This window comes from Kitasatospora sp. NPDC057595, assembly GCF_042800875.1.
Classification (GTDB): domain Bacteria; phylum Actinomycetota; class Actinomycetes; order Streptomycetales; family Streptomycetaceae; genus Kitasatospora.
The window spans coordinates 58,725-82,008 of the sequence record NZ_JBHVGL010000021.1; the positions used below are offsets into that span (position 1 = coordinate 58,725).

18 protein-coding genes and 1 riboswitch are annotated in these 23,284 nt (G+C 73.1%); of the genes, 4 read left to right on the top strand and 14 right to left on the bottom strand.

The window, feature by feature from the left end; translation table 11 throughout:
* Positions 1-16: 16 nt before the first annotated feature.
* From ACFU9E_RS27535 to ACFU9E_RS27545, 3 genes are all read right to left on the bottom strand, one after another.
* Positions 17-1,009 (bottom strand): ABC transporter permease, encoded by a 993-nt coding sequence (locus ACFU9E_RS27535; RefSeq protein ID WP_380715433.1) that lies wholly within the window; start codon positions 1,007-1,009, stop codon positions 17-19.
* A 99-nt stretch (positions 1,010-1,108) separates the two neighbouring features.
* Complete coding sequence (locus ACFU9E_RS27540) at positions 1,109-2,860, bottom strand: ABC transporter substrate-binding protein (RefSeq protein WP_380685995.1); 1,752 nt, start codon at positions 2,858-2,860, stop codon at positions 1,109-1,111.
* 89 nt (positions 2,861-2,949) lie between these two features.
* Positions 2,950-3,930: an ABC transporter permease gene (locus ACFU9E_RS27545; RefSeq protein WP_380685993.1), complete on the bottom strand. Its 981-nt coding sequence runs from the start codon at positions 3,928-3,930 to the stop codon at positions 2,950-2,952.
* Between the two features lie 318 nt (positions 3,931-4,248).
* Positions 4,249-4,345: riboswitch (ZMP/ZTP riboswitch) on the top strand.
* A 21-nt stretch (positions 4,346-4,366) separates the two neighbouring features.
* Between ACFU9E_RS27545 and ACFU9E_RS27550 the strand changes: the two genes are divergently transcribed.
* A complete protein-coding gene (locus ACFU9E_RS27550; protein WP_380685991.1) occupies positions 4,367-5,824 on the top strand; it encodes a glycine hydroxymethyltransferase in 1,458 nt (485 codons plus the stop codon).
* A 40-nt stretch (positions 5,825-5,864) separates the two neighbouring features.
* Here the strand turns inward: ACFU9E_RS27550 and ACFU9E_RS27555 are convergent, their stop codons facing one another.
* The 5 genes from ACFU9E_RS27555 to ACFU9E_RS27575 all read right to left on the bottom strand — a co-directional run bounded on the left by ACFU9E_RS27555 (position 5,865) and on the right by ACFU9E_RS27575 (position 11,796).
* A complete protein-coding gene (locus tag ACFU9E_RS27555) occupies positions 5,865-8,006 on the bottom strand; it encodes a hypothetical protein (protein ID WP_380685989.1) in 2,142 nt (713 codons plus the stop codon).
* Complete coding sequence (locus ACFU9E_RS27560) at positions 8,003-8,767, bottom strand: hypothetical protein (RefSeq protein ID WP_380685988.1); 765 nt, start codon at positions 8,765-8,767, stop codon at positions 8,003-8,005. Before ACFU9E_RS27560 ends, ACFU9E_RS27555 begins: the two co-directional genes overlap by 4 nt.
* Positions 8,768-8,914: 147 nt before the next feature.
* On the bottom strand, positions 8,915-9,568 hold the full coding sequence (locus ACFU9E_RS27565; RefSeq protein WP_380685986.1) for a Crp/Fnr family transcriptional regulator: 654 nt from the start codon (positions 9,566-9,568) through the stop codon (positions 8,915-8,917).
* Between the two features lie 106 nt (positions 9,569-9,674).
* Entirely contained in the window at positions 9,675-10,199 is a 525-nt protein-coding gene (locus tag ACFU9E_RS27570) for a Pycsar system effector family protein (protein WP_380715434.1), read from the bottom strand.
* A gap of 148 nt (positions 10,200-10,347) precedes the next feature.
* Positions 10,348-11,796 (bottom strand): aldehyde dehydrogenase family protein, encoded by a 1,449-nt coding sequence (locus ACFU9E_RS27575; RefSeq protein WP_380689731.1) that lies wholly within the window; start codon positions 11,794-11,796, stop codon positions 10,348-10,350.
* 408 nt (positions 11,797-12,204) lie between these two features.
* Between ACFU9E_RS27575 and ACFU9E_RS27580 the strand changes: the two genes are divergently transcribed.
* From ACFU9E_RS27580 to ACFU9E_RS27590, 3 genes are all read left to right on the top strand, one after another.
* Positions 12,205-13,203, top strand: coding sequence for a class I SAM-dependent methyltransferase (locus ACFU9E_RS27580; protein ID WP_380715436.1), 999 nt, complete (start codon positions 12,205-12,207; stop codon positions 13,201-13,203).
* Between the two features lie 216 nt (positions 13,204-13,419).
* Entirely contained in the window at positions 13,420-14,832 is a 1,413-nt protein-coding gene (gene lysA / locus ACFU9E_RS27585) for a diaminopimelate decarboxylase (protein ID WP_380680910.1), read from the top strand.
* Between the two features lie 134 nt (positions 14,833-14,966).
* Positions 14,967-15,902 carry a LysR family transcriptional regulator gene (locus tag ACFU9E_RS27590; protein ID WP_380680907.1) on the top strand — a complete coding sequence of 312 codons (936 nt, stop codon included), beginning with the start codon at positions 14,967-14,969 and terminating at the stop codon, positions 15,900-15,902.
* Between the two features lie 39 nt (positions 15,903-15,941).
* Here the strand turns inward: ACFU9E_RS27590 and ACFU9E_RS27595 are convergent, their stop codons facing one another.
* The 6 genes from ACFU9E_RS27595 to drmB form a co-directional block, all read right to left on the bottom strand.
* Positions 15,942-16,901: a serine hydrolase gene (locus tag ACFU9E_RS27595; protein WP_380680904.1), complete on the bottom strand. Its 960-nt coding sequence runs from the start codon at positions 16,899-16,901 to the stop codon at positions 15,942-15,944.
* Entirely contained in the window at positions 16,898-18,586 is a 1,689-nt protein-coding gene (locus ACFU9E_RS27600) for an amidohydrolase family protein (protein ID WP_380680901.1), read from the bottom strand. The genes ACFU9E_RS27595 and ACFU9E_RS27600 overlap by 4 nt, the downstream gene beginning before the upstream one ends.
* Positions 18,586-19,344: an amino acid ABC transporter ATP-binding protein gene (locus ACFU9E_RS27605; RefSeq protein ID WP_380680925.1), complete on the bottom strand. Its 759-nt coding sequence runs from the start codon at positions 19,342-19,344 to the stop codon at positions 18,586-18,588. Before ACFU9E_RS27605 ends, ACFU9E_RS27600 begins: the two co-directional genes overlap by 1 nt.
* A 20-nt stretch (positions 19,345-19,364) precedes the next feature.
* Positions 19,365-20,357, bottom strand: coding sequence for an amino acid ABC transporter permease (locus ACFU9E_RS27610; protein ID WP_380680898.1), 993 nt, complete (start codon positions 20,355-20,357; stop codon positions 19,365-19,367).
* A complete protein-coding gene (locus ACFU9E_RS27615; protein WP_380680895.1) occupies positions 20,354-21,250 on the bottom strand; it encodes an ABC transporter substrate-binding protein in 897 nt (298 codons plus the stop codon). The genes ACFU9E_RS27610 and ACFU9E_RS27615 overlap by 4 nt, the downstream gene beginning before the upstream one ends.
* Positions 21,251-21,427: 177 nt before the next feature.
* On the bottom strand, positions 21,428-23,284 hold the full coding sequence (gene drmB, locus ACFU9E_RS27620) for a DrmB family protein (RefSeq protein WP_380680892.1): 1,857 nt from the start codon (positions 23,282-23,284) through the stop codon (positions 21,428-21,430).

Genomic DNA, 23,284 nt, shown 5'->3' on the forward strand with positions numbered 1-23,284 from the left:
GGGGCGGCGGGGACGGTCAGCCGAGGCGGATGCGCGGGTCGAGCCAGGCCACCGCGAGGTCGGCCAGCGCGACGAACAGCACGACGAAGCAGGCGGCCAGCAGGACGGCGCCGACCACGGCCGGCAGGTCCTGCCCCTCGACGGCCTCCAGGGCGAAGCGGCCCACGCCGTTCAGCCCGAACACCGTCTCGGTGATCACCGCGCCGCCGAGCAGCGCGCCCGCCTCCAGGCCGAGCAGCTGCACCAGCGGTCCGGCGGCGCCGCGCGAGGTGTACTTGAGGTGGGTGCGCAGCCGGCCGAGGCCCTTGCCGCGGGCGGTGCGCACGTACTCCTCGTTCATCGTCTCCAGCAGCTGGGAGCGCGTGAGCCGGGCGAACACCGCCGAGTTGACGAAGCCGAGGACGAGCCAGGGCAGCAGCAGACCGCCCGCCCAGGCGACGGGGTCGGCGGCCGGCGGGGTGTAGGAGGGCAGCGGCAGCAGTCCGGTGGTGTACACGAGCCCCCACTGGGCGACGTAGCCGAGGAAGTAGATCTGCACGCTGGCGCCGACCAGGGTGAAGCCGGACAGCAGCTTGTCGGTGCGGGTGCCGTGCCGCAGCGCGGCGACGAAGCCGGTGCCGAGCCCGAGCAGCACCAGCACGGCCAGCGCGCCCGCGGCCAGCGAGACGGTCACCGGCAGGTGGTCGGCCAGCGCCTCGGTGACCGGCTGGTGCAGCCGGTAGGAGTAGCCGAGGCAGGGCGCGTCGCAGTGGCGGGTGGAACCGTCGACGTCCTGGACGTCCCGGCCGGCGACGATCCCGGTGAGGTAGTCGGTGTACTGGGTGAGCAGCGGCTGGTCCAGGCCCATGCTCGTGCGGACCGCCGCGACCTGGCCGGTGTCGCAGCGCGGGCCGCAGGCGGCGCGCGCGGGGTCGGCGGGGCCGGCGTAGAAGAGGGCGAAGGCGGCGGCGGAGACGGCGGCCAGGACGGCGAGCGCCTGGAGGATCCGCCGCAGGGCGAAGGAGAGCATGGTGGCCGGTCCGGGGTCGGGGGGCGTCGGGGCGGTGGCCCCGCCGCGCGCGCTCCTCGGGGGAGGCGCGCGGCGGGACCGTCCGGGGACTTCGGGGCGTCAGGACTTCAGGTAGAGCCAGGCGAGGCTGACCGACCCGTAGATCGGGTGGATGAACGAGCCGCCGACGTTGGCGCCGTGCAGCTGGTCGACGTTCGGGTAGACCCACGGCAGCACCGGCAGGTCCTTCATCACCGTCTGCTCCAGGGTGTACAGCTCCTTGGCCTTGGCGTGCGGCTCGCCGATCTGGTTGATCCGGTCGATCTCCTTGTCCACCTCGCCGTTGTGGTAGCGGGCGGAGTTGAGATCGGCGTTGGCGCGGCCGTCGAAGGAGAACGGGATCAGGGTGGAGGGCGTCGGCCAGTCGACCGAGCTGGTCTCCTCCCACAGGTCGTACGGGGAGTCGGCGCGGTGCGCCTCGTCCAGCAGGGCCTTGGCGTCGACCGGCTTGGGCACGACCGTGATGCCGGCCTTGGCGAAGCCGTCGACCAGCACCTGGGCGACCCGCTGCCCGTCGGGCGTGTTGGCGTACGCGTAGGTGAGCGGCGCGGGCGGCTGCTTGGCCTTGGCCAGCGCGGCCTTGGCGGCCTCCGGGTCGCCCTCCGGCTTCGCCGGGTTCAGGTCGTACTTCTGCCAGTCGACCAGGGCGGGCGAGCTGAGCGTGCTGGCGAACTCGCCGACCCGGCTGCCGCCCTGGACCTGGCGGGCCTGCTGGCGCGGGTAGGCGAGGTTGAGGGCCCGGCGGACCTCGACGTCGGCCACCCGCTCGTTGTTGACCATGAGGTAGGTGACGAAGGCGCCCCGCCGGCCGGAGGTGACCAGCTCCTTGGCCTTCGGGTCGGTGTCCACGGTCTGGTACAGCTCGGGGGAGAGCGGGGTGGAGACCGTGGTGGCGTCGGCGCCGCCGTCGCGACCGGAGAGGATCTCCTGGTTGATGTTGAGCGCCTCCTTGCCGAAGCTGAAGACGAACTTCTCCGGGTACTGGTTGCGGATCGGGTCGGTCTCCGGCTTCCAGTTCGGGTTGCGCTCCAGCACCAGCCGGGTGTTCTGGACGTGCTCGACGATCCGGTACGGGCCGGTGGCGAACGGCTGGCGGTCGTAGTCGACGCCGGTGTCCTTGTCCTTGCGCACCGGCGAGGAGGAGGACTGCGCGGCCATGTACGGCACGTCGGCCTGCGGCTGCGGGAAGTGGAAGACGACGGTGCGCTCGTCCGGCGTCTCGATCGCGGCGAGGTCGCCGTCCTGCGGGCCGCCGTACTTCTTGCGGGCGTCGTCGTAGCTGGCCTCGCCGGTGAGCCACTGCGGCCAGTACGGCGGGCCGACCTCGTAGCCCTTGCCGAAGGAGCGCTCGATGCCGTACTTGACCTGCTGGGAGGTGATCGGCTGGCCGTCCTCCCAGGCCACGCCCTCCTTCAGCTTGTACGTCCAGGTGCGGCCGCCGTCGGTGGAGGTGCCGGTGTCGGTGGCGAGGTCGCCGACCAGCTTGGCCTTGCCGTCGACCACCTGGTACTGGGTCAGCTGGCGGCCCCACAGCAGCGAGGTGTTGTAGGTGGCGCCCGCGTACACCTTCTGCGGGTCCAGGTGGCGGAAGTCGGTGGCGTTGTAGACGTTCACCGTGCCGCCCGGGCGGGCGCCGGGGACGGCGGGGGCCGGGCCGGCGCTCTCCTGCTCGGTGCCGAGCGCGGCGGTCAGCGGCGAGCTGTCCTTGGCGGCGGCGCCCGGGCCGCCGCCGGTGGTGCCCGCGCCGGCCGAGCAGGACGTCGCCAGCAGGGCGGTCGCGACGACGGCGAGGGACGGTCTGATCCAGCGCATGGCGAATCTCTCCTTGCCCCGGGAGCTCCGGGGCGGGTCGGGTGAACGGTGTGAACGAGGGAGGTTGCGGGAGGCGTCGGGAGGAGGCCTCAGCGCGCGGCGCGCGGGTCCAGGGCGTCCCGGACGGCGTCGCCGAGCAGGTTGAAGGCGAGCACGAAGGCCAGCAGCGCGAGGCCGGGGAAGAACATGTAGGTCGGGTCGGCCTGGAAGACCTCGGAGCCGCGGGAGATCATCCGGCCCCAGTCCGGGACCGGCTCGTTGACACCCACGCCGAGGAAGGACAGCACCGCCTCGGAGGCGACGAAGGTCGGCACCGCCATGGTGGCGTGCACCAGCAGCTGCGCCCGGACATTCGGCAGGAGTTCCCGGAAGACGATATGGAATCCGCTTGCGCCGAGCGCCCGGGCGGACTGCACGAAATCCCTTTCGCGGAGCGACCGGACGGCGGCCCGCAGGGAAAGCGCGAGCGGAATCCAGCCGAACGCGGAGAAGACCAGGACGAGCACCAGGAACTGCATCCACTCCGGTTCCGCGGTGCCCGGATCGACCAGCCGGGACTGGATCACCGGGCTGAGCGCGAGCAGCAGGAGCAGCGTCGGGAAGGCCAGCAGGACGTTCGACAGGAAGCCGAAGAGCCGGTCGGTGACCCCGCCGAGGTAGCCCACCGCGACCCCGGCCAGCACCCCGAGGGTGGTGGTCACGGCGGCCGAGGCGAAGGCGATCAGCAGCGAGGTGCGGATGCCGTAGAGCAGCTGGGTGAACACGTCGCGGCCGAGGCCGGGCTCCAGGCCGAACCAGTACTCGCCGGAGATGCCGCCGTTCGGCGCGATCGGCAGGCCGCCGTCGCTGAGCAGGCCCGGAAGGTTCTGGCCGTAGTGCTCGGTGGGGTTCTTGCCGTACAGCGCGGCGATCAGCGGGGCCGCCAGGGCGATCAGCAGGAAGAACACCACGACGCCGAGCGCGACGGCCCCGGTGCGGTCGCGGCAGACGCGGCGCAGCAGGCTCGTCGGGACGGGCGCCGGGGACGGCGCCGGGGCGTCCGGTGCTGCGACTTGTTCGACCACGGCCATGAGAGGCGTACTCCCCGAATTCTGCGCCGCCCCCGCTGTCGAGGGTGCGCCGACGTGCATTTCAGGCCGGCCGCTCCGGGGGTTTCCCGGAAGGCCGACGAGCGTCATCAGATCGGATCGCGGGGAGTTTCCGCAAATCATTCCGAAGGCGTCGCCGAGGTGATTCGAGTACTTTGTTTCGGGAATTGTTTCGGCTTCATTCCGCCGCAATACTGCCGTAGCACTGGACCGGGCATAACGGGACAAAGGGCATGTCATGTCCGCCACCGTCCCGTATGGTGAGATCTCCGCCACAGACCGCCCGGCATTGGTACGATTCCGGCGGGCCGCGACTGGCGCGCACGGATGGAATCGACCATCGGGAAGCGGCCCCGTGCCGAACACGACGCAGTTGCCGAGCGCCTGGGCCTCCCGACCTCCCCACCAGGAGACCGCCATGGCCCCGCAGCCGCACACGGCCGCCACCCCCGCCGCCGACACCGCCTTCCGCTCCGCCCTCGACGTGGTCCGCGAGGTCGAACCGCGGATCGCCGACGCCATCGGCCGGGAGATCGACGACCAGCGCGCCTCGCTCAAGCTCATCGCCAGCGAGAACTACGCCTCCCCGGCCGTCCTGCTCGCCATGGGCAACTGGCTCAGCGACAAGTACGCCGAGGGCACCGCCGGCCGCCGCTTCTACGCCGGCTGCCGCAACGTCGACACCGTCGAGACCGTCGCCGCCGAGCACGCCCGCGCCCTGTTCGGCGCCGACCACGCCTACGTCCAGCCGCACTCCGGCATCGACGCCAACCTCACCGCCTTCTGGGCCGTGCTCTCCCAGCGCGTCGAGAGCCCCGCCCTGGAGCGCGCCAGGGTCCGCAACGTCAACGACCTCACCGAGCAGGACTGGGCCGAGCTGCGCCGGGAGCTCGGCAACCAGCGCATGCTCGGCATGTCCCTGGACACCGGCGGCCACCTCACCCACGGCTTCCGCCCCAACATCTCCGGCAAGATGTTCGACCAGCGCAGCTACGGCACCGACCCGGCCACCGGCCTGATCGACTACGACGCGCTGCGGGCCACCGCCCGCGAGTTCCGCCCGCTGATCCTGGTGGCCGGCTACTCCGCCTACCCGCGGCTGGTGAACTTCCGGAAGATGCGCGAGATCGCCGACGAGGTCGGCGCCACCCTGATGGTCGACATGGCGCACTTCGCCGGCCTGGTCGCGGGCAAGGTGCTCACCGGCGACTTCGACCCGGTGCCGTACGCCGACATCGTCACCACGACCACCCACAAGTCGCTGCGCGGCCCGCGCGGCGGCGCGGTGCTCTGCACCACCGAACTCGCCGAGCACGTCGACCGCGGCTGCCCGCTGGTGCTCGGCGGCCCGCTCTCGCACGTCATGGCCGCCAAGGCGGTCGCCTTCGCGGAGGCCCGCCGCCCCGAGTTCCGCGCCTACGCCCGCCAGGTCGTCGACAACGCCCAGGCCCTCGCCGAGGGCCTGCTGCGCCGCGGCGGCACGCTCGTCACCGGCGGCACCGACAACCACCTGGTGCTCGCCGACGTCTCCGGCCACGGCCTGACCGGCCGCCAGGCCGAGGCCGCGCTGCTCGACTCCGGCGTCGTCACCAACCGCAACTCCGTCCCGCAGGACCCGAACGGCGCCTGGTACACCTCCGGTGTGCGGCTCGGCTCCCCGGCGCTCACCACCCGCGGCCTCGGCACCGCCGAGATGGACGAGATCGCGGACCTCATCGACACCGTCCTGCGCGCCACCACCCCGGCCACCACCGCCGCCGGCGCCCCGTCCAAGGCCCAGTACGCCCTGGACCCCGCCGTCGCCGGGGCCGTCGCCAAGCGCGCCGCCGACCTCCTCGCCGACTTCCCCCTCTACCCGGGCGTCGACCTGTCCTGACCCCGGCCCGCGGTGTGACGGCCCGCGGGCCGTCACACCGTTAGGCCGTGGCCGAGAGCGCGTCCCACACGTCGTCCCCGACGCTGCTGCCGTCGGGCAGGACCAGTCCCTCGATACTGCGCATCAGATGGACACCCGCGGTGCGTGACGGACGGCCTCGCAACAGGGGCACCGCGCGGTCGAGGACCACCCGGTAGGCCGGAATGTCGCCGGCGGCGGCCTGCAGCCACCGGGCGATCGCCTCCACCGCCTCGGCTTCGAAGGCCGCGTCCGACAGCAGCTCACGCAGTCCGTCGTCCACGGCGGCGCGCCTCTGGCCGTCGTCGATGCGGAGCAACCAGGGCAGCGGAGGGTCCGCCGCCTCCTGGCTGGTGGCCAGTGCCAACAGTGCGATCTTGCCGGGTGGGGAAGGCTTGCCTTCAGGCTTCCAGAGCACCTCGTCCAGCAGCTGGTCCCGTCCGGCCTCGTTGGCGGCCAGTTGTCGGTACGTTGTGAGGACCTCGCGAAGCACCGAGGCGTTCTGTGCGTTCGATGCGACACGGCGAAGTCGGGTGAGGGCCTTGCCTCGGGCGGTCGGTGTGCTCTTGGGGTCGGCCAGCACGCGGTCGGCTACGGCCACGACCAGGAATTGTGTGTCAGCGCGGTGGTCCGCCCAGTCGTAGAGCCGGGCCCAGACGGCCCACTCCATCTGCTCGGTCAGCAGCGCACGGCACATGACTGCCACGCAGACGTCTGTCCGGCCGAGGCGTACAGCGGTTTCGCGGATGTCCGTCAGCACTGCCGGACTCTGGTGCCGGACGGCCAGAGCCGTGAGGGAGGCCACCCCCAGGTCGGAGGGGCGATTGCTCGGCGGAGTGATTTTCACGAGCCAGCGCAGCAGCACCGGACGCATGTCCTCGTAGTTGTCCCAGACGTAGCCCAGGACGGCGCGGTCGAATCCGGGGCGGTGGAAGTCGACGACGTCCTGGGAGTTCACCTCGGCCCGGAGGCCGGTGAGTCTCTGGCGGAGCCCCCGGCCCGCGAAGGCTTGGCCGAGGTTGGTCGGCGTCGTCGTGCGGTCGGCCTCGGCGATCAGCTTCTCCAGCAGCCGCGCGTCCTTGGAGATCACCGCTGCGGGCGCACGGCGATGCACCGCGAGCGAGAGCAGGAGGCACCGGTCCTCCAGCGAGAGCGTCTTTCCGGCGCCGCCTCCGGCAAAGGTCTCGTCCAACTCGGCGCGCCAGTCTCCGAGAGCGTTCTCGATCCGCTGCCGAAGCTCGGCGTCGAGACCGCCGCCCGGTGGCCGGCCGGCACCGGCCGCAACGACGCGGGCCTGGAGCGGCCGTTCGTACTGGTACTCGCGCCACTGGTCGATGACCGAGGAAGCGGCCTGGACGGCCTGGACGGCGTCGCGGACCGCTGACAACTGCGTATGGGCGGTCGGTGTCCGGACGTACTCGATGAGCCAGGGATGCCCGGCCGCGGCGAGTGCCTTCTCCACGACGGCCTGGGGCTCCGGTGGCGACCGGAGCGCGATGACCTGAACGCCCGGTGCCGACCAGGCCCAATGGCTCGCCCACAGTTCGGTGGCAACGGTGAGAACCCAGATCGACCCGGCTGCCTTCAGCTTCTCGACCTTCTTCGCCAGATCCGACAGGAAATCCCGGGAAGGGCTGCCTTTCTCCGGGTCCTTGAGATCGAGCTGATAGGCGTGAGAGGAATCGAGGCGGAGCTTCTCGACCTTCGGGTCCTGCCACTCCGGTTCGAGCTGGACGAGTGTCATCGACTGTGGGGTCCGGGTGGCCAACAACCGGTGGGCGAAGGTGGTCGAACCGAAGCCCCGCGGCGACACGATGATGACGACCCGGATGTCGGGGTCGGCGAGGGCAGCCCAGCCTTGATTTCGCGCGTCGTTCCAGGCGGCCGGGTCTGTGAAGGTGGGGGAGCCGAGGATCTCCTCCCGGATGAGCTCCCTGGCCGGCAGCAGATCCCCCCGGACCTTCTGGACCAGGGTGCCGATGTGCAAGGCAGCGATACCGGCGTTGCCGACGTTCAACGTCGGACCGGAAGCAGGCACGGTTGACGCGGTGGCAGCCGAAACGACCTCCTGATGGCCGATCATCGGTGGTTCGGGGTTGCGCGGCTCGCCCCTCTTCGGCGCCGGCAGGAAGGCCAAGAGGCGTTCCAGGTCGTCCTCTGTCATGCGAAGTTGATGTCTCCGACAGTCATGGTCCCGATCGAGTTCGCGACCGTGCCGACGTTCCCGGCGATGTGGAACGTGCCTCCCGTGGAAGGCGGAGCGGGAGAGACGGGCTCGGGCTCCGGCTCCCCGGCCGTGAGCAGGGCGGGGGAGAGCCGGGGGACGTGCACCCACGCCGTGCGGCTGAACTGCTTCTGCCGCACCGTGGCGGACACTTCGAGGAAGTCCCGCTCGGACAGATGGACGGTGCGGTGGGCCGCGACGACCCGGCGGTACACCTCGTCCGAGAGGATCGCCGCCGTGAACGACTCGTGCGCCGCCGCGACTTCGGCGGCGGCCCGGACGGCGTCGCTGTCGACCAGCCGGCAGGCGTCGTTGATCGCGTCGCCCCGGTGGTCGACGGACAGCGGCCCCAGGTGGACGCTCACCCGGGTGCGAAGCGTGGGAGCCGAGGCGCGACGCTGCCAGTGGTGCCGGTGCAGCGCCTCTTCCAGCAGCGCGATGCCCGGGTCCACGAGCCGTGCCAGGCGGGCGGCCGGCACGATCTTGATCCACCCGTCGCCCGTGTCGCGGGCGGTGGCCCGGTCCGCCCACTCGTCGCAGAGGCCGCTCCGGTCGAACGACTCCGCGAGCGCGTCGTCGAGCGCGGACCGCAGCTTCGGCATCTCGGTCTCGTGGATCCTGCTGTAGCCGACGATGTCGACCACGAAGAGCGCGACGTCGGGCGGGAGATCGTGCGGGTTCGCGGCGGTCTGCTGGGCCATGGTGGTGTTCCGTTCGGGTCGGCGATCCAGGTCACTCGGTGACCACGACTCGATCATCACCGCTGACCGGGCGGCCGCGCTGCCCAATGCTGGGCAGGCGGCGGGTGAGCTGTGCCACGCGGTCGGGACCGGTACGGCGGTCCCGCGCTACGGCGTGGTCGCGTGGTCGTAGAGCGCGGTGATGTCGGTGACGGTGATTCCGCCACTGGGCGTCGTGGTGAGCCAGCCGCGGTCGCGCCATTCCTTCAACGCGTTGCCGACCGCGTTGCGCGAGGCGCCGATCAACTGGGCGAGGGCCTCCTGGCTCAGGCCGATCCGGGCCGGGGCGTCGGCGGAGGCCGTCCCCGCCAGCCTCGTCAGGAGGCAGGCGAGCCGGACCGCGACCGAACCGGTGGCCAGCTCCAGCCTGCTCTGCTCGGACTCGCGGATCCGGCCGTAGGAGTGCTGGAGCAGCGGCTGGAGGAGCCCGTGCTCGGCCACGAAGACGCGAAACTCCTCGGCGGGGACGACGTGGACCTGGCAGGAGGTGAGGGTCCGTACGGTCGCGCTGCGCCTGATGCCCGTCAGCACGGCCATCTCGCCCAGGATTTCGCCGCTTCCCCGGACGGCGATCAGTTGCTCCCGGCCGAGCGGCCCGGTCGCGGTCACCATCACTCTTCCGCTCTCCAGGAGCATCACGCAGGTGCCGGCCCGGTCCTGCCGCAGGAGCTCGCTCTGCGCGGCGCGGAAACGGACCGGTGTGAGCTCCCGGAGCGCCTCCCAGTGGTGCTCGCCGAGGGCCTCTCGATGGGACGTCGGCATCGTGGCCTCCGGTGATGCGGGCCGGACCCGCGCCAAGGCCGGGCTGGTTCTGCTGTCCACGGACAGCCGAGGGGGCGCGGAACGATGGTACGCGGTTGATCGGCCGTCAGTGTCCCAGCCCGGAGAGGGCGATGGCGACCGCTCCGAGGGCCAGCCCGCCGCAGAGGAGGTCCACCGAGACGCGAAGCAGCCGGTACTTGCGGCGGGCGAGGCGGGACAGCGCCACCAGCCTCTGCGCGTGCGAAGCGGCCAGCGCGTCGGCGTCGTGGCGCGTGGCGACCGCTTCGAGCAGCTGGTCGGGCGTGAGACGGGCGAAGTCGAGGTAGGAGACGGCGAGGTGCCGCCCGTGCTTGAGGTGCGGCCGGACGGCGATCAGGGCCAGACCGAGCGCGCCGGCCAGGGCGGTGATCGCGACGGCGATGACCGCGGTGGTGGTCCGGGTCAGTGGCGGCAGCGTCCCGCAGAGGGCGGCGGCGGTGGTGAGACCGGCCGCCGAAGTCGCCCCGATTCCGGCGGCCTTGGCATCGGTGCGCTGCAGCTCACCGATGACTTCGGTGGTGGACGAGGTCAGTGGGGCGGTGAGCCGGGCCACCGGTCGGTGGCCCGGCTCGGCGGGTGTGACCGTCTGCATGTTCGTCCCCTTCTGCCGAGTCCTCCGCGGGCGCGGCGGGAGCCCCATTCTGTGGGCGCGCGACCGCGGAGGCTGCCCAGCGTGGTGCTGGCCGGGGGAGACGTGGGTCACTGCCGCGGGGTCGGAAGGCGGCGTCGGAACGGCGGCGTCAGTACTGCAGCGACTTGTACTGCAGGAACTCCTCCAGGCCGTGCCGGCCCAGTTCGCGGCCGAGGCCGGAGTTCTTGTAACCGCCGAACGGGGCGCGCGGGTTGAAGGGGCCGCCGTTGAGGTGGAGCTGGCCGGCGTCCAGGCGGCGGGCGAAGCGGGCGGCGGTGTCGGTGTCGGCCGCCCAGACCCCGCCGGCCAGGCCGTACTCGGTGGCGTTGGCCAGGTCGGCGGCGTGGTCCTCGTCGTCGAAGGCCAGGATCGCCAGCACCGGTCCGAACACCTCCTCCCGGGCCACCGTCATGTCGGCGGTGACGTCGGCGAGCACGGTCGGGCGGACGTAGTAGCCGGTGGCGAGGCCGTCCGGGGCCTCGGCGCCGCCGGAGACCAGGCGCGCGCCCTCGGCGAGGGCGCCGGTGATGTAGCCGCGCACCCGCTCGCGCTGGCGGGCGTTGACCACCGGCCCGACCCGGGTCCGCGGGTCCGTCGGGTCGCCCGGGACGTACTTGGCGGCGGCTTTCGCGGCGAGCGCCACCGCCTCGTCGTACTGGTCGCGGTGGACCAGCAGCCTGGTCCACGCGCTGCAGGTCTGGCCGGAGTTGGCGAAGACGTTGGCGATGTTGACGTTCACCGCGCGGGCCAGGTCGGCGCCGGGCAGCACCACGTTGGCGGACTTGCCGCCCAGCTCCAGGGACACCCGCTTGATGCCGCGCCCGGCCGTCTCGGCGACCGTCCGGCCGACCGCCGTCGAGCCGGTGAAGGACACCACGTCCACGTCCGGGTGGGCGGCCAGCGCCGCGCCCGCCACCGCGCCGGTGCCGGTCACCAGGTTGAACACCCCGGCGGGGAAGCCCGCCGCGTCGACCAGCCGGGCGAACAGCCGGGCCACCAGCGGGGTGTCCTCGGCCGGCTTGAGGACCACCGGGCAGCCGGCCGCCAGCGCGGGCACCACCTTGGCGGCGATCTGGTGCAGCGGGTAGTTCCACGGCGTGATCGCCGCGACCACCCCGGCGGGCTCGGCGTGCACCACCGAGTTGCCGATCCGCTCCTCGAACGGGTACCCGGCCAGCAGCTCCAGGTAGGTCTCGGTGACCGTCAGCGGCAGCGTGGCCTGCACGGTGGTGGCGAAGCCGATCGGCGCGCCCAGCTCGGCCGTCAGGGTGGCGGCGATCTCCTCCTGGTGCGCGGCCAGGCCGTCCCGCAGCCGGGTCAGCGGCACCAGCCGCTCGGCGGCGGTGGTCGCGCCCCAGGCGCGGGCCGCCCGGCGGGCCGCCGCGACGGCCGCGTCCACGTCCGCAGCCCCGCCGGCCGGGACGGTGGCGAGCAGGCGTTCGGTCGCCGGGTCGAGCACCGGGATCGACCCCTGGTCCAGGGCGGGCCGCCAGGCGCCGTCGACGTACTGATCGGTGTACTCGGCGTACCCTGCGGCCCGCTGCGTCTCGTCCGCCATGTGCTGCCCCTTCGTGCCGGTTCAGATCGTTCCCGGGCCCCGCCGGTCCGCCGAACGGCCGACCGGGTCCCGGACCAGTCAACGGTGCGCGCCCCGGCAGGCGCAAGGACCGGCCCTCCCACGCCTACTCCGGTGCGGTGAAGATCGTTTCCGGTGCTGGTGACAAACGGGGTGACCCGGCGGAGTATGGACGAACCGGGCCGGTGTTTTGTGCCGGGTGGTCAAGTACGCCCACAAATGGCCGGGTGACCGGGGCTCTTTCCCGCGAGTTCTCCCAAGTCGGCCCGGTGGCGGGTAGATTGCAGCCCACTCGGGCGCGCCGGACCGGGGCCGGACGGCCCTCCGGGTCCTGTCCCCGTGCCCGGAGATCCAGCCCGTGGTCGTTCGTACTGTCCTAGGAGCCGCCTCGTGAACGACGCCGCACGCAGTGCCGATCAGCAGCCGGTGGAGCCGGCGGTGCTCGACGACGTCCCCGGATGGTTCTGGGACCACGACCGTCACCTCTTCGACTGGTTCCTCGGGCGCCAGGAGAAGGCGGGCGTCTCCGGGGACCTCCTGGAGATGGGCGCCTACCTCGGCCGCAGTGCGATCGTCATCGGGGCGCACCTCCAGGCGGGCGAGACCTTCACGGTCTGCGACCTCTTCGACTCGGACGCGCCGGACGACGAGAACGCCGCCGAGATGGACATGTCCTACCGCAGGACGCTCACCCGCACCGCCTTCGAGGCCAACTACCTCTCCTTCCACGACCGGCTGCCGGAGATCATCCAGGCCACCACCGCGACGCTGGCCGGCGACCGCGTCCCGCCCGGTGCCTTCCGGTTCATCCACATCGACGCCTCGCACCTCTACGAGCACGTGGCCGGCGACCTCCAGGTGGCCAGGAACGCGCTCGCCCCGGAGGGCGTCGTGGTGCTGGACGACTACCGCTCCGCGCACACCCCGGGCGTCGCCGCCGCCACCTGGGAGGCGGTGTTCAACAACGGTCTGCGGCCGATCGTGCTCACCGACTCCAAGTTCTACGGCACCTGGGGCGACCCGGAGCCCGCCCAGCTCGACCTGCTGGCCCGCCGCGGCACCCTGCCGCAGTCCGACGTCACCAACGAGACGCTCGCCGGGCAGCGGGTGGTCCGGATCGGTGGCAGCGACGCCGGGGCCGCGCCGTTCCGGGTCTCCCGCCACCACGCCCGGCTGGCCTCCGAGGCCGCGCGCCGGGAGATCGCCCGGGCCACCGAGGACGCCCTGCGCACGGCCGAGCGCGAGCGTGACGAGGCCGTGCGCGACCTCGCCGAGCGCCGGGCCCGCGCCGCCGAGCGCCGCCGTCCGGCCAACGTCGCCAAGCGGGCGGTGGGCGACCTCCTCCCGCCGGTGGTCGCCTCCGCGATCCGCCGGGCCCGGCGCGGCTGACCGCGCCCCGCCGGCTTCCGCCTGCCGTCCGTCGGCCGCGTCTCCCCGCTGCGGGGGAGCGCGGCCGACGCGCGTTCCGCCCGTGCCGTGCCACCGGGCGGGAGCATCGAGGACGAGCATCGAAGACGGTACTGCTCAGGGTCGGAAGAAAGCGCTTTTCCGACTCCTCCCACCCGACCGAGGATGGCAGGCGAACCAGCCCGCCGGGAGGAATCCGTGTCGTCCATCTCGCCCGCCGCCCCGCCCTCCGCCGTTCCGTCGCCCGCCGACGGCCGCCCCGCCGCCGGGCCGCCGGTCGACGCCGGACTGCTGCCGCTCACCGCCGCGACGGGCCCCGCCGGGCTCGCCGTCGGCGGGGTGGCGCTGACGGAACTCGCCCGCCGGTTCGGCACCCCGCTCTTCGTCTACGACGAGGAGCACCTGCGCCGCCGCTGCCGGGAGGCCGTCGCCGCCTTCGGCCCGGGCAACGTCGCCTACGCCTCGAAGGCCTTCCTCTGCACCGCGATGGCCCGGCTCGCCGCCGAGGAGGGCCTGCTGCTCGACGTCGCCTCGGGCGGCGAACTGCGCACCGCCCTGCACGCCGGGGTCTCCCCGGAGCGGATCGTGCTGCACGGCAACAACAAGAGCGAGGCCGAACTGCGCACCGCCCTCACCGTCGGCCTGCGGCACGTCGTCGTCGACAGCTTCGACGAACTGGACCGGATCGAGCGCCTGGTCGACGAGGAGGGCCTGCCGCCGGCCCGGGTCCAGCTGCGGGTGGCGCCCGGCGTCGCGGCGGGCGCCCACGAGGCGATCCGCACCGGCGGGCACGACTCCAAGTTCGGCTTCGGCCTGGCCGACGGGGCCGCCGAGGCCGCCGTCCACCGGGCCGCCGCCTCGCCGGCCGTCCGGCTGGAGGGCGTCCACGCGCACGTCGGCTCGCAGGTCCTGGACCCGGCCGAACTCGCCGACGGCGCCGCCGCCGTGGCCCGGTTCGCGGTGGATTCCGGGGTGGCCCGGCTGACGGTGGGCGGCGGACTCGGCGTGGCCTACCTGGCGGGCCAGAGCGCGCCGTCCTTCGCGGTGTGGGCGGACCGGGTCCGGGCGGCCGTCCGCGGGGCGGGCTGGACCGGGGAGTTCGGGGTCGAGCCGGGGCGCTCGATCACCGCCCGGGCCGGGCTCACCCTCTACCGGGTGGGCACGATCAAGCGGATCGCCGGCGTCCGGACGTATGTGAGCGTCGACGGCGGGATGAGCGACAACCTGCGCCCGGCGCTCTACGGCGCGCGCTACGAGGCGTTCCTGCCGCGCTGCCCGCAGGAGCCCCGGCCGCTGCGCGCCCGCCTGGTCGGCAAGCACTGCGAGAGCGGGGACGTCATCATCGACGACGCCGCCCTTCCGGCCGGGCTGCGGATCGGCGACGTGCTCGCCACCCCGGTCACCGGCGCGTACGGGTACGCGATGGCGTCCAACTACAACAAGCTGCCGCGCCCGGCGGTGGTCTTCGTCCGGGACGGCGAGGCCCGGGTGGTGGTGCGCTGGGAGACCGAGGAGGACCTGCTGCGCCTCGACGCCGACGGCCCGGCCGAGTGTCTCGCCGAGGGTCTCGGCACGGCCCCCGCCGCTTCGGCCCGGACCGCCGGCGCCTGAGCGCGGACCCGGCCGCACACGTGGACCGGTCCCCCGGAACGGGGGGACCGGTCCGCTCCTTCCCCGGCACGCACGGCCCGGCCGTCCGCCCCGCCCTCCGCCCCTGACCAGCCACGATGACCTACCCTGGCCCGATGCTGAACAGCGCCCGCCTGCTCGTCCTGCTGGAGATCGCCCGCCGGGGCACCATCGTGGCCGCGGCGCAGGCGCTCCACCTGAGCCCGTCCGCCGTCTCCCACCAGCTCGCCCGGCTCGAACAGGAGCTGGGCGTCGCCCTGGTCGAGCGTCAGCCGCAGTCCCTGCGGCTGACCCCGGCGGGCGTCCGGCTGGCCGAGCACGCCCAGGCGATCGCCGACCTCATGGCCGTCGCCCAGGACGACCTGCGCGCCCACTCCGAGGGCACGGCGGGCGTGCTGCGCCTCGGTTTCTTCGCCTCCGCCGGCCTGGACCTGCTGCCCCGCGCGCTCACCGCGTTCTCGGCCCGCCACCCGCAGGTCGAACTCGAACTCATCATGGGCCAGCCGCACGAGCTGCTCCCCGACCTGGAGGCCGGTCGCCTGGACGCCGCCGTGGTCTTCGAGCACCCGCTCGACCCGTGGATCCGGCAGGCCGGCCGCCAGGGCGTCGCCGAGGTCGAACTCTTCTTCGACGAGCCGCAGTTGGTGATCGTGCCGCTGCGCCACCGGCTCGGCCGGCGGAGCCTGGTCCGGCTCGCCGAGCTCGACGGCGAGAGCTGGATCGGCACCCACGGCGGCTCGACCGGCGAGCCGGTGCTGGAACGCGCCTGCGCCGCCGAGGGGTTCCGCCCCCGGGTGCGCTGCCGCAGCGACCACTACCAGGTGACGATCAGCCTGGCCCGGGCCGGTATGGGCGTCGCGCTGATCCCGGCCCTCGGCCTGGCCGACAGCGCCGGTGTGCACGTCTGCCGGCTGGACCACCCGCAGCTGCACCGCCGGATCGGCGTGGCCACCCGGGCCACCAACCGCAACCCCGCCGTCCGCGCCTTCCTCGGCGAACTGCGCGCGGCCGCCGGGGAGGTCCGGTCACTGCTCGAACTGCAGTGGTCCTGACCACCCCGGCGGCCGCTCACCGTCGGAGATCCCGGGGGCTCAGCCGCCCGGCTGCCGCAGCAGCGCGCAGTTCGCCGGCTCGCCGCGCTGGGCGCCCGCCGCGAGCGCCCGCCCGACCTCGCGGATGGCGTGCACCGCCGCCCGCTCCGTGCTCGGCCCGAGCGCCACGTCCCAGTGCGCGATCACCGCGTAGGCGACCCGTCGGGTGCCGATCAGCACCCCCGCGTCGGCCCGTACCCCGGTGTCGGTCCCGGTCTTGTTGGCCACCAGCAGCCCGCCGGGCAGCGGGTCGGGGAAGCACTCCGCGTAGGGGTCGTGCTGGACGAGCGCCGGCACCAGCCCGTGGTCGGTGTTGGAGCGCATCCACTCCAGCAGCCGCGCCGACGCGCCGGGCGTGACCAGCTCGCCCCGGACGGCCAGCGCGACCAGCCGCGCGAGGTCCCGGGCCGTCCCGGTGGCGAACACCGGCGGCACACCGGGCCCGCGGACGTCCCGGACCCGGTCGTGCAGGGTGAGCCGCTCCAGCCCGAGATCCCGGGCCAGCCGCTCGGTGGCGGGCAGGCCGACCGTGCGCAGCAGCGCGTTGGTGGCCGTGTTGTCGCTGACCGAGGCGGTCAGCCAGGCCAGGTCCTCCACCGTCCAGCCGCACGCGCCCGCGCCCGCGCCCGCGCTTCCACGCCCGCTCGCTGGCCCGCTCGCAGGCCCGCGCGCGAGCCGCCGGAGCAGCCCGGTGCCCCCGGCCACGTCCTCGTCCCCGATCGGCACCACCGCGTCCGCCCGCAGCTCCCCGGAGTCCAGCCGGCGTGCCACCTCCGCGAGCAGCAGCAGCTTGGACGCGCTGGCGACCGGCAGCACCACCGTGTCGTCCACCCCGACCGCGCTGTCGCCGGTCCCGGCCGTCAGCTCCGCATCCGCATCCACGTCCACCGCCGCGACCGCCAGGGTCAACGGCAGTGCGGCCGCCGACCGTGCGGCGGCCGCCACCTGCGCCAGGATCATCGGACCCGTACCACCTCTCCGGCCCGGGCGTCCGTCGCCCGCCCGTCGCGCACCGCGACCTGCCCGGCGACCACCACGGCCGCCACGCCCTCCGGCGCCAGCAGCGGCTGCTCGAAGGTGGCCGCGTCCCGGACGGCGTCCGGGTCGAGCACCACCAGGTCGGCCACCGCGCCGTCGCGGACCACCCCGCGCCCGGCGAGCCGGAACCGTGCCGCCGGCAGCCCGGTCATCTTGTGCACCGCGCTCTCCAGCGACAGCAGCCCCTCCTCCCGGCCGTAGTGGCCGAGGACCCGGGCGAAGCTTCCCGCCCAGCGTGGGTGGGGCCGCCCGGGCTTGGGCACGCCGTCCGAGCCGATCATCGACAGCGGGCTGGCCAGCACCCGGCGGACGTCGTCCTCGCGCATCGAGTGGCTGATGATGGTCACCTCTCCCCGCGAGTCGAGCAGCAGGTCGCAGACGTAGTCGACCGGGTCGACGCCGCTCGCCGCCGCCAGGTCGGCGATCCGGTGGCCCTCCGCCGCGCGGCGGGCCGGGGCGGCGGCGACCGCGATGAGGTCCCAGCCGCCGTTGCCGACGGTGTTCTCCCAGCCGTCCACGCCGCCCGCGATGTCCGCCCGGATCCGCTCGCGCACCTCGGGACGGCGCAGCCGCTCCAGCAGCGCGCCGATCCCGCCCTCGCTGGCCCACGGCGGCAGCATCGCGTGCAGCACCGTGCTGCCGGCGGTGTAGGGGTACACGTCGAGCAGGACGTCGAGGCCGTCGGCGCGGGCCTGTTCGAGCCGGGGGAGGGTGCGCAGGGTGGCGCCCCAGGCGTGCCGGCCGGCGGTTTTGTGGTGGGAGACCTGGAGCGGCGCGCCGGAGCGCTCGGCGATCTCCAGCGCCTCCTCCAGGGCCTTCTCCACCTGCGACATCTCGTCCCGCAGATGGGTGACGTACGGCTTGCCGTGGCGGGCCGCGACACGGGCGAGCGCGACGATCTCCGCCGTGTCGGCGTAGGTGCCGGGCGGGTAGATCAGGCCGGTGGAGAGCCCGGCCGCGCCCTGGGTGAGGGCGCGGTCGAGCAGTTCGCACATCGCGGCCAGCTCCTCCGGCCGGGGCGGCCGGTCGGTGAAGCCCATCACCCCGGCCCGCAGGGTGCCGTGGCCGACCAGCGAGGCGAGGTGGTTGCGGCGCAGGTCGGGCCGCTGGGCGGCGGCGAAGGCGGCGAAGTCCTCGGCGGGGCGGACCGGGCCGAGGCCGAAGGTGACCCGCAGGTGCTCGGCCAGCTCCGGCAGCCGCTCGGGCAGGCAGGGGAACAGGCTGCTGCCGCAGTTGCCGCTGATCTCGGTGGTCACGCCCTGGAGCAGCGGGGCGAGCCGCAGCTCCTCCAGCGCGTCCCACGCGGTGTCCGCGCCGTCCGCCCGCGCGCCGTGCGTCCCCGTCCCCGCGTCCACGCCCGGCCCGCCGACGGCGGCCAGCGCGTCGGAGTGGGTGTGCACGTCGATGAACCCGGGGGTGACGACCCGCCCGGTGGCGTCGACGACCGGCACCGGACGGCCGCCGGTGTCACCCGCCGCGCCCGCGTCCGCCCCGGGCGCCAGCACGGTGACCCGCCCGCCCGCCACTGCGAGGTCGGCCGGCCGCGCGGGTGCCCCGGTGCCGTCCACCAGCAGTCCGCCGCGCACCAGCAGTTCCACGGCCGCCATCACAGCACCGTCGCCAGGAAGGCCCGGGTGCGCTCGTGGCGCGGGGCGGTGAACACCTCGGCGGGGTGCCCGGCCTCGACGACCGCGCCCTGGTCCATGAAGACGACCCGGTCGGCGACCTCGCGGGCGAACCCCATCTCATGCGTGACGACGATCATCGTCATGCCGCTGCGGGCCAGATCGCGCATCACGCCCAGCACCTCCCCGACGAGTTCGGGGTCGAGCGCGGAGGTCGGCTCGTCGAAGAGCATCAGGGTCGGCTCCATGGCCAGCGCCCGGGCGATGGCGACCCGCTGCTGCTGGCCGCCGGAGAGCTGGCCGGGGTAGTGGTCGGCGCGGTCGTCGAGGCCGACCCGGCGCAGCAGCTCACGGGCCTGCCGCTCGGCCTCGGCCCGGCCGCGTCCCTGGACGGCGACCGGTCCCTCCATCACGTTCTGCACCGCCGTGCGGTGCGGGAAGAGGTGGAAGCGCTGGAACACCATGCCGATCCGCTCGCGCTGGCGCTGGATGTCCTTGGGCCGCCGCTCGCGCAGGACGCCGCCGGAGCCGGCCGGCTCGTAGCCGATCAGCTCGCCGTTGACGGCGATCCGCCCGGCGTCGATCTTCTCCAGGTGGTTGAAGCAGCGCAGCAGGGTGGACTTGCCGGAGCCGGAGGGCCCGATCACGCAGAGCACCTCCCCGGACCGCACCTCCAGGTCGATCCCGCGCAGCACCTCCAGCTCGCCGAACCGCTTGCGCACCCCGCGCGCCGAGAGGATCACCTCGTCCGTCGCCACCGTCACTTCGCCGCCCCCTTCTTCTTGACGTCGGTCTTCCTCGCACCGGGCCGCAGATTGCGCAGCACCCGCTGCCCCAGCCCCGGGCGCGCCGTCTGCGCGCCGGGACTGAACTTCCGCTCCACGGCGTGCTGCGCGACGCTCGCGATGGTGGTCAGCACCAGGTACCAGATCGACGCCACCACCAGCAGCGCGATGACCTCGAAGTTCGCCAGGTACAGGTGCTGGGAGACCGTCATCAGGTCGGCTCCCGCGATGACCGAGACCAGCGACGTGGTCTTCAGCATCGAGATGAACTGGTTCCCGAACGGCGGGATGATCACCCGCATGGCCTGCGGCAGCACCACCCGGACCAGGATCTGCCGGTTGGACATGCCCAGCGCCGCCGCGGCCTCCCGCTGCCCGGGGTCGACGCTCTGGATGCCGGCCCGGACGATCTCCGACATGTAGGCGCCCTCGTTGATCGACAGGCCCAGCAGCGCCGCGACGAACCCGGTGATCAGCGCGTTCGTCTGCCAGCTGACCAGCTTCGGCCCGTCGAACGGGATCCCGATGCTGATCTCCGGGAACAGCAGCGCGAGGTTGAACCAGAAGATCAGCTGCACCAGCAGCGGCGTCCCGCGGAAGAACCAGGTGTACGCGCCGGCCGTGGTCCGCAGCACCGGGCTGTCCGAGAGCTGCATCACCGCCGCCAGCACACCGATCACGATGCCGGCCACCTGCGAGATGAGGGTCAGCTGGACGGTGACCCACAGGCCGTCCAGGATCACCCCGTCGAACTGGTACTTCGCGATGACGTCCCAGTGCAGGTTGGGATTGACGATGATCGTGTACGCCAGCCAGACCGCGGCGAACGCCGCCGCCAGCACGGCCACCCACCGCCCGGGCCTGGGCCGCCCGGTGACCCGCAGCTCCAGGTCGTCGTCCTCGATCGCCTTCGCCGCCGGGGCGGTCGCCGTGGCGCCTCTTGTGCCCTCGCCCGTCACCGCACTCACTGCCCGACCGTGTTGAGGGTGGCCTTGGTGACGGCGCTGCCGCCGACCTCGTACTTGTCGAGCACCGTGCGGTACTCACCGGAGTCGATCAGCTCCTGGAGCGCCCGCTGCACCGCGTCGCGCAGCCCGCTCTCCTTCTTCGCCACCGCGATGCCCCAGGGCGCCGTCCCGTACTGCTCGGGCAGCACCTGGTAGGCGGTGTTCTTCTGCGCGAACATCTGCGCGACCGGGTAGTCCACGATGGTGGCGACGGCCCGCCCGCTGTCCAGCTGCAGCAGCCCGGTGGGCGCGTCCTCGCTCTGCGAGATGGTCATCTTCTGCGCGCACTTGGTGTTCTGCTGCTCGCCGATCTCCAGGTTGGAGCTGCCCTTGGCCAGCACCACCTGCTTGCCGCAGAGGTCCTCCAGGGACTTGATGCCCTGGGGGTTGTCCTTGGCGGTCATGACCACCCCGCCGGTGCGGAAGTAGTCGACGAAGTCGACGGCCTGGCGGCGCTGCTCGCTGTCGGTCATCGAGGACATCACCAGGTCGAACCGGCCGGCCTGGAGGCCCGGGATCAGCCCGTCGAACGAGGCGTTGGTCATCTCCAGCTTCAGCCCGAGCTTCGCCGCGAGCGCCGCGGCGAGGTCCGGGTCGACCCCGGTCAGCTCGGTGGTGCCCGGCTTGTACATCTCCATCGGCGGGTAGCCCACGGCGGTCGCCACTCTGAGCACGCCGGCCTGCTTGAACTTGCCGGGCAGCAGCTCGGCGGAGCTCTTCCCGGCGGTGTCGGCGGCCCCGCCGCCCGCACCGGGCGCGGCGGCGGAACCCTGATCGGAACGCCCGCAGGCGGTGGCGGCCAGGGCCACCAGCGCCAGCGCGGCCAGACAACGCAGGGGACGGGGGCGGTTCATCGGCATCTCCCTCGGGCGGTGACGGTCCGCCGATGCTGGCAGCCGCCCCCAACTGAATGGAAGATGATGAAACTATTGCCCCCTGACCAACGAAATACGTACGCCTGCCCCCCCTGCCCCGAACCTGCGAAAGCGCCGACCGGACACCGCCCGGTCGGCGCTTTCGGGCCGCCTTCCTCAGAGTTCCGCCGGAAGCCCGAAGAACCCGCTCGCGAGTCCGTCGGGCGTCCCCACCAGGGCCGCACGGTCCAGCAGGATGTTGTTGTTCTCGCAACTCGTCTCCGGCAGCAGGAGACAGGCGTGGCAGGCGGCCAGGTTGAGGCCGTCGGCACCGCTTGCCTCGGCCTCCATGCACAGCGGGTCGTTCGAGCACCAATTCGCGCGGTGCAGGGCGGCACGCAATCCGCCGGCGAGCCGGTCGGGCTCGCCCTGGGAGACGATGCCGCCGAGGCTCCCCGCCGAGTCACTGGTGGCCGTGTAGATCAGGATTCCCGCCATGTCCTTGTCGACGTAGAGCCGCTCGCGCAGGGCGGCCGCCGGGTAGCCGCCGTCCAGGCTCCACTCGTTGATCAGGACGTGGGCCAGCGAGTGGAGCAACAGGAACCGCGGAGTCGCGGGGGAACCGGGCACGGGCCCCGCGGCGCTCGAGGTGCGTTCAGCGAGGAGGCGCTGATGGTTCTCGCGCAGCCTTCGGGCGCGGGCGGCCGGCTCGGCGCGCTGCTCCCACTCCCGCAGCCGGTCCTCGTCGAGCCGGACGAACACGCCCTCGCCGGAGACCTCCATGGCGGGAAGCCAGTTCTGCGGTGTACGTGAGATCCGCGCCCGCCGCGCAGTGGTCTCCACCGCGCCGGGCTCTTCCACCCGGGTGAACGACTCCAGCGCCCGTACTTCGCGCAGCCGCTCCACGAGCATGATCTGTTCGATGCCGTACGAGCGTGTGAGCGGGAGGACGGACGAGGTGGGCGGCTCGCAGACGAAGTCCTGGTGTTCGGCGTCGGCCCGCTCCGGATACGTGCGACGGAGCGTGTCGTACTCGTCGCGGTAGATCTTCGCCCGCAGAGTCTGCGGCGGATCCTTCTCGGCGTCCTCGGCCGCCTCCTCGGCCCGGCTCCACTGGTCGACCAGCTCGACGACCTCGTCGGGTGAGAACTCCGGGTGCTTGTTCAGAACCTTCGCGCCCAGGAGGAAGCCGGGGATGTCCTCCCGGGGGAGGTTCTTGAGCTCGTCGTAGTAGCGGGACACGAGCTTGGCAAGTCCCTCGCTCCACGGCGGGATCGACAGCGCCGAGTGCATCACGGGGAACCAGACGGACGACGAACCGCGCTGGAGGGTGCGCGGCCACAGGCCGCAGGTCTCGTCGGGCGCGTCCTTCAACCAGGGGAGTCGGCCGGTGCAGCGGAGCCCCAGCTCCTCGATGGTCTTCCGGCGGAAGGCGCCCTCCATGGACACGGGGGCGACGCCGCAGCTGCAGCTGACGACCACGCCGCGGAGCGAGGCGGTGGACCCCTGCGCCCGCAGGGACAAGGTGCCCCCGCAGGGCCCGATCGTCCGTCCGGCGCCGCGATGGACCCAGCGCCAATAGGGGAAGTCGTCCAGATGACCGTTCTCGCAGGCGACGACGAATCGGGACGGTACGAGGTCCTCCAGGCAGAGCGAGCACTCCGCCTTGCCGGCGGGCGAGTTGAACTTCTGGAAAGGGGCCAGCGAGCCGCACCCCGGACAGGAGTACATCCGGGGGAAGCGCGTGGCACGCACACCGTCCTTGGCCCGCTCGGCATCGGGGGCCGGTGGCAGCCGGAACGAGTTCACGCCCAACTGCCGGGCGAGGCGCGGTTCCCACACGGTCACTGCCTCGGACATGTCCCAGGAGTCGGTGCCGCGGACCAGGAAGGACTCGTTCTCGACCGCGATCATGGCGCCCACACCGTAGGTGGTGACGAGTTGTGCCCGGCGGATCTCGCCCAGGCGGCGGGCGGCGCGTACGGGTGCCGACAGGGGCCCGCGACGACGGGTACGGGGCGGCAGGGGGCTCAT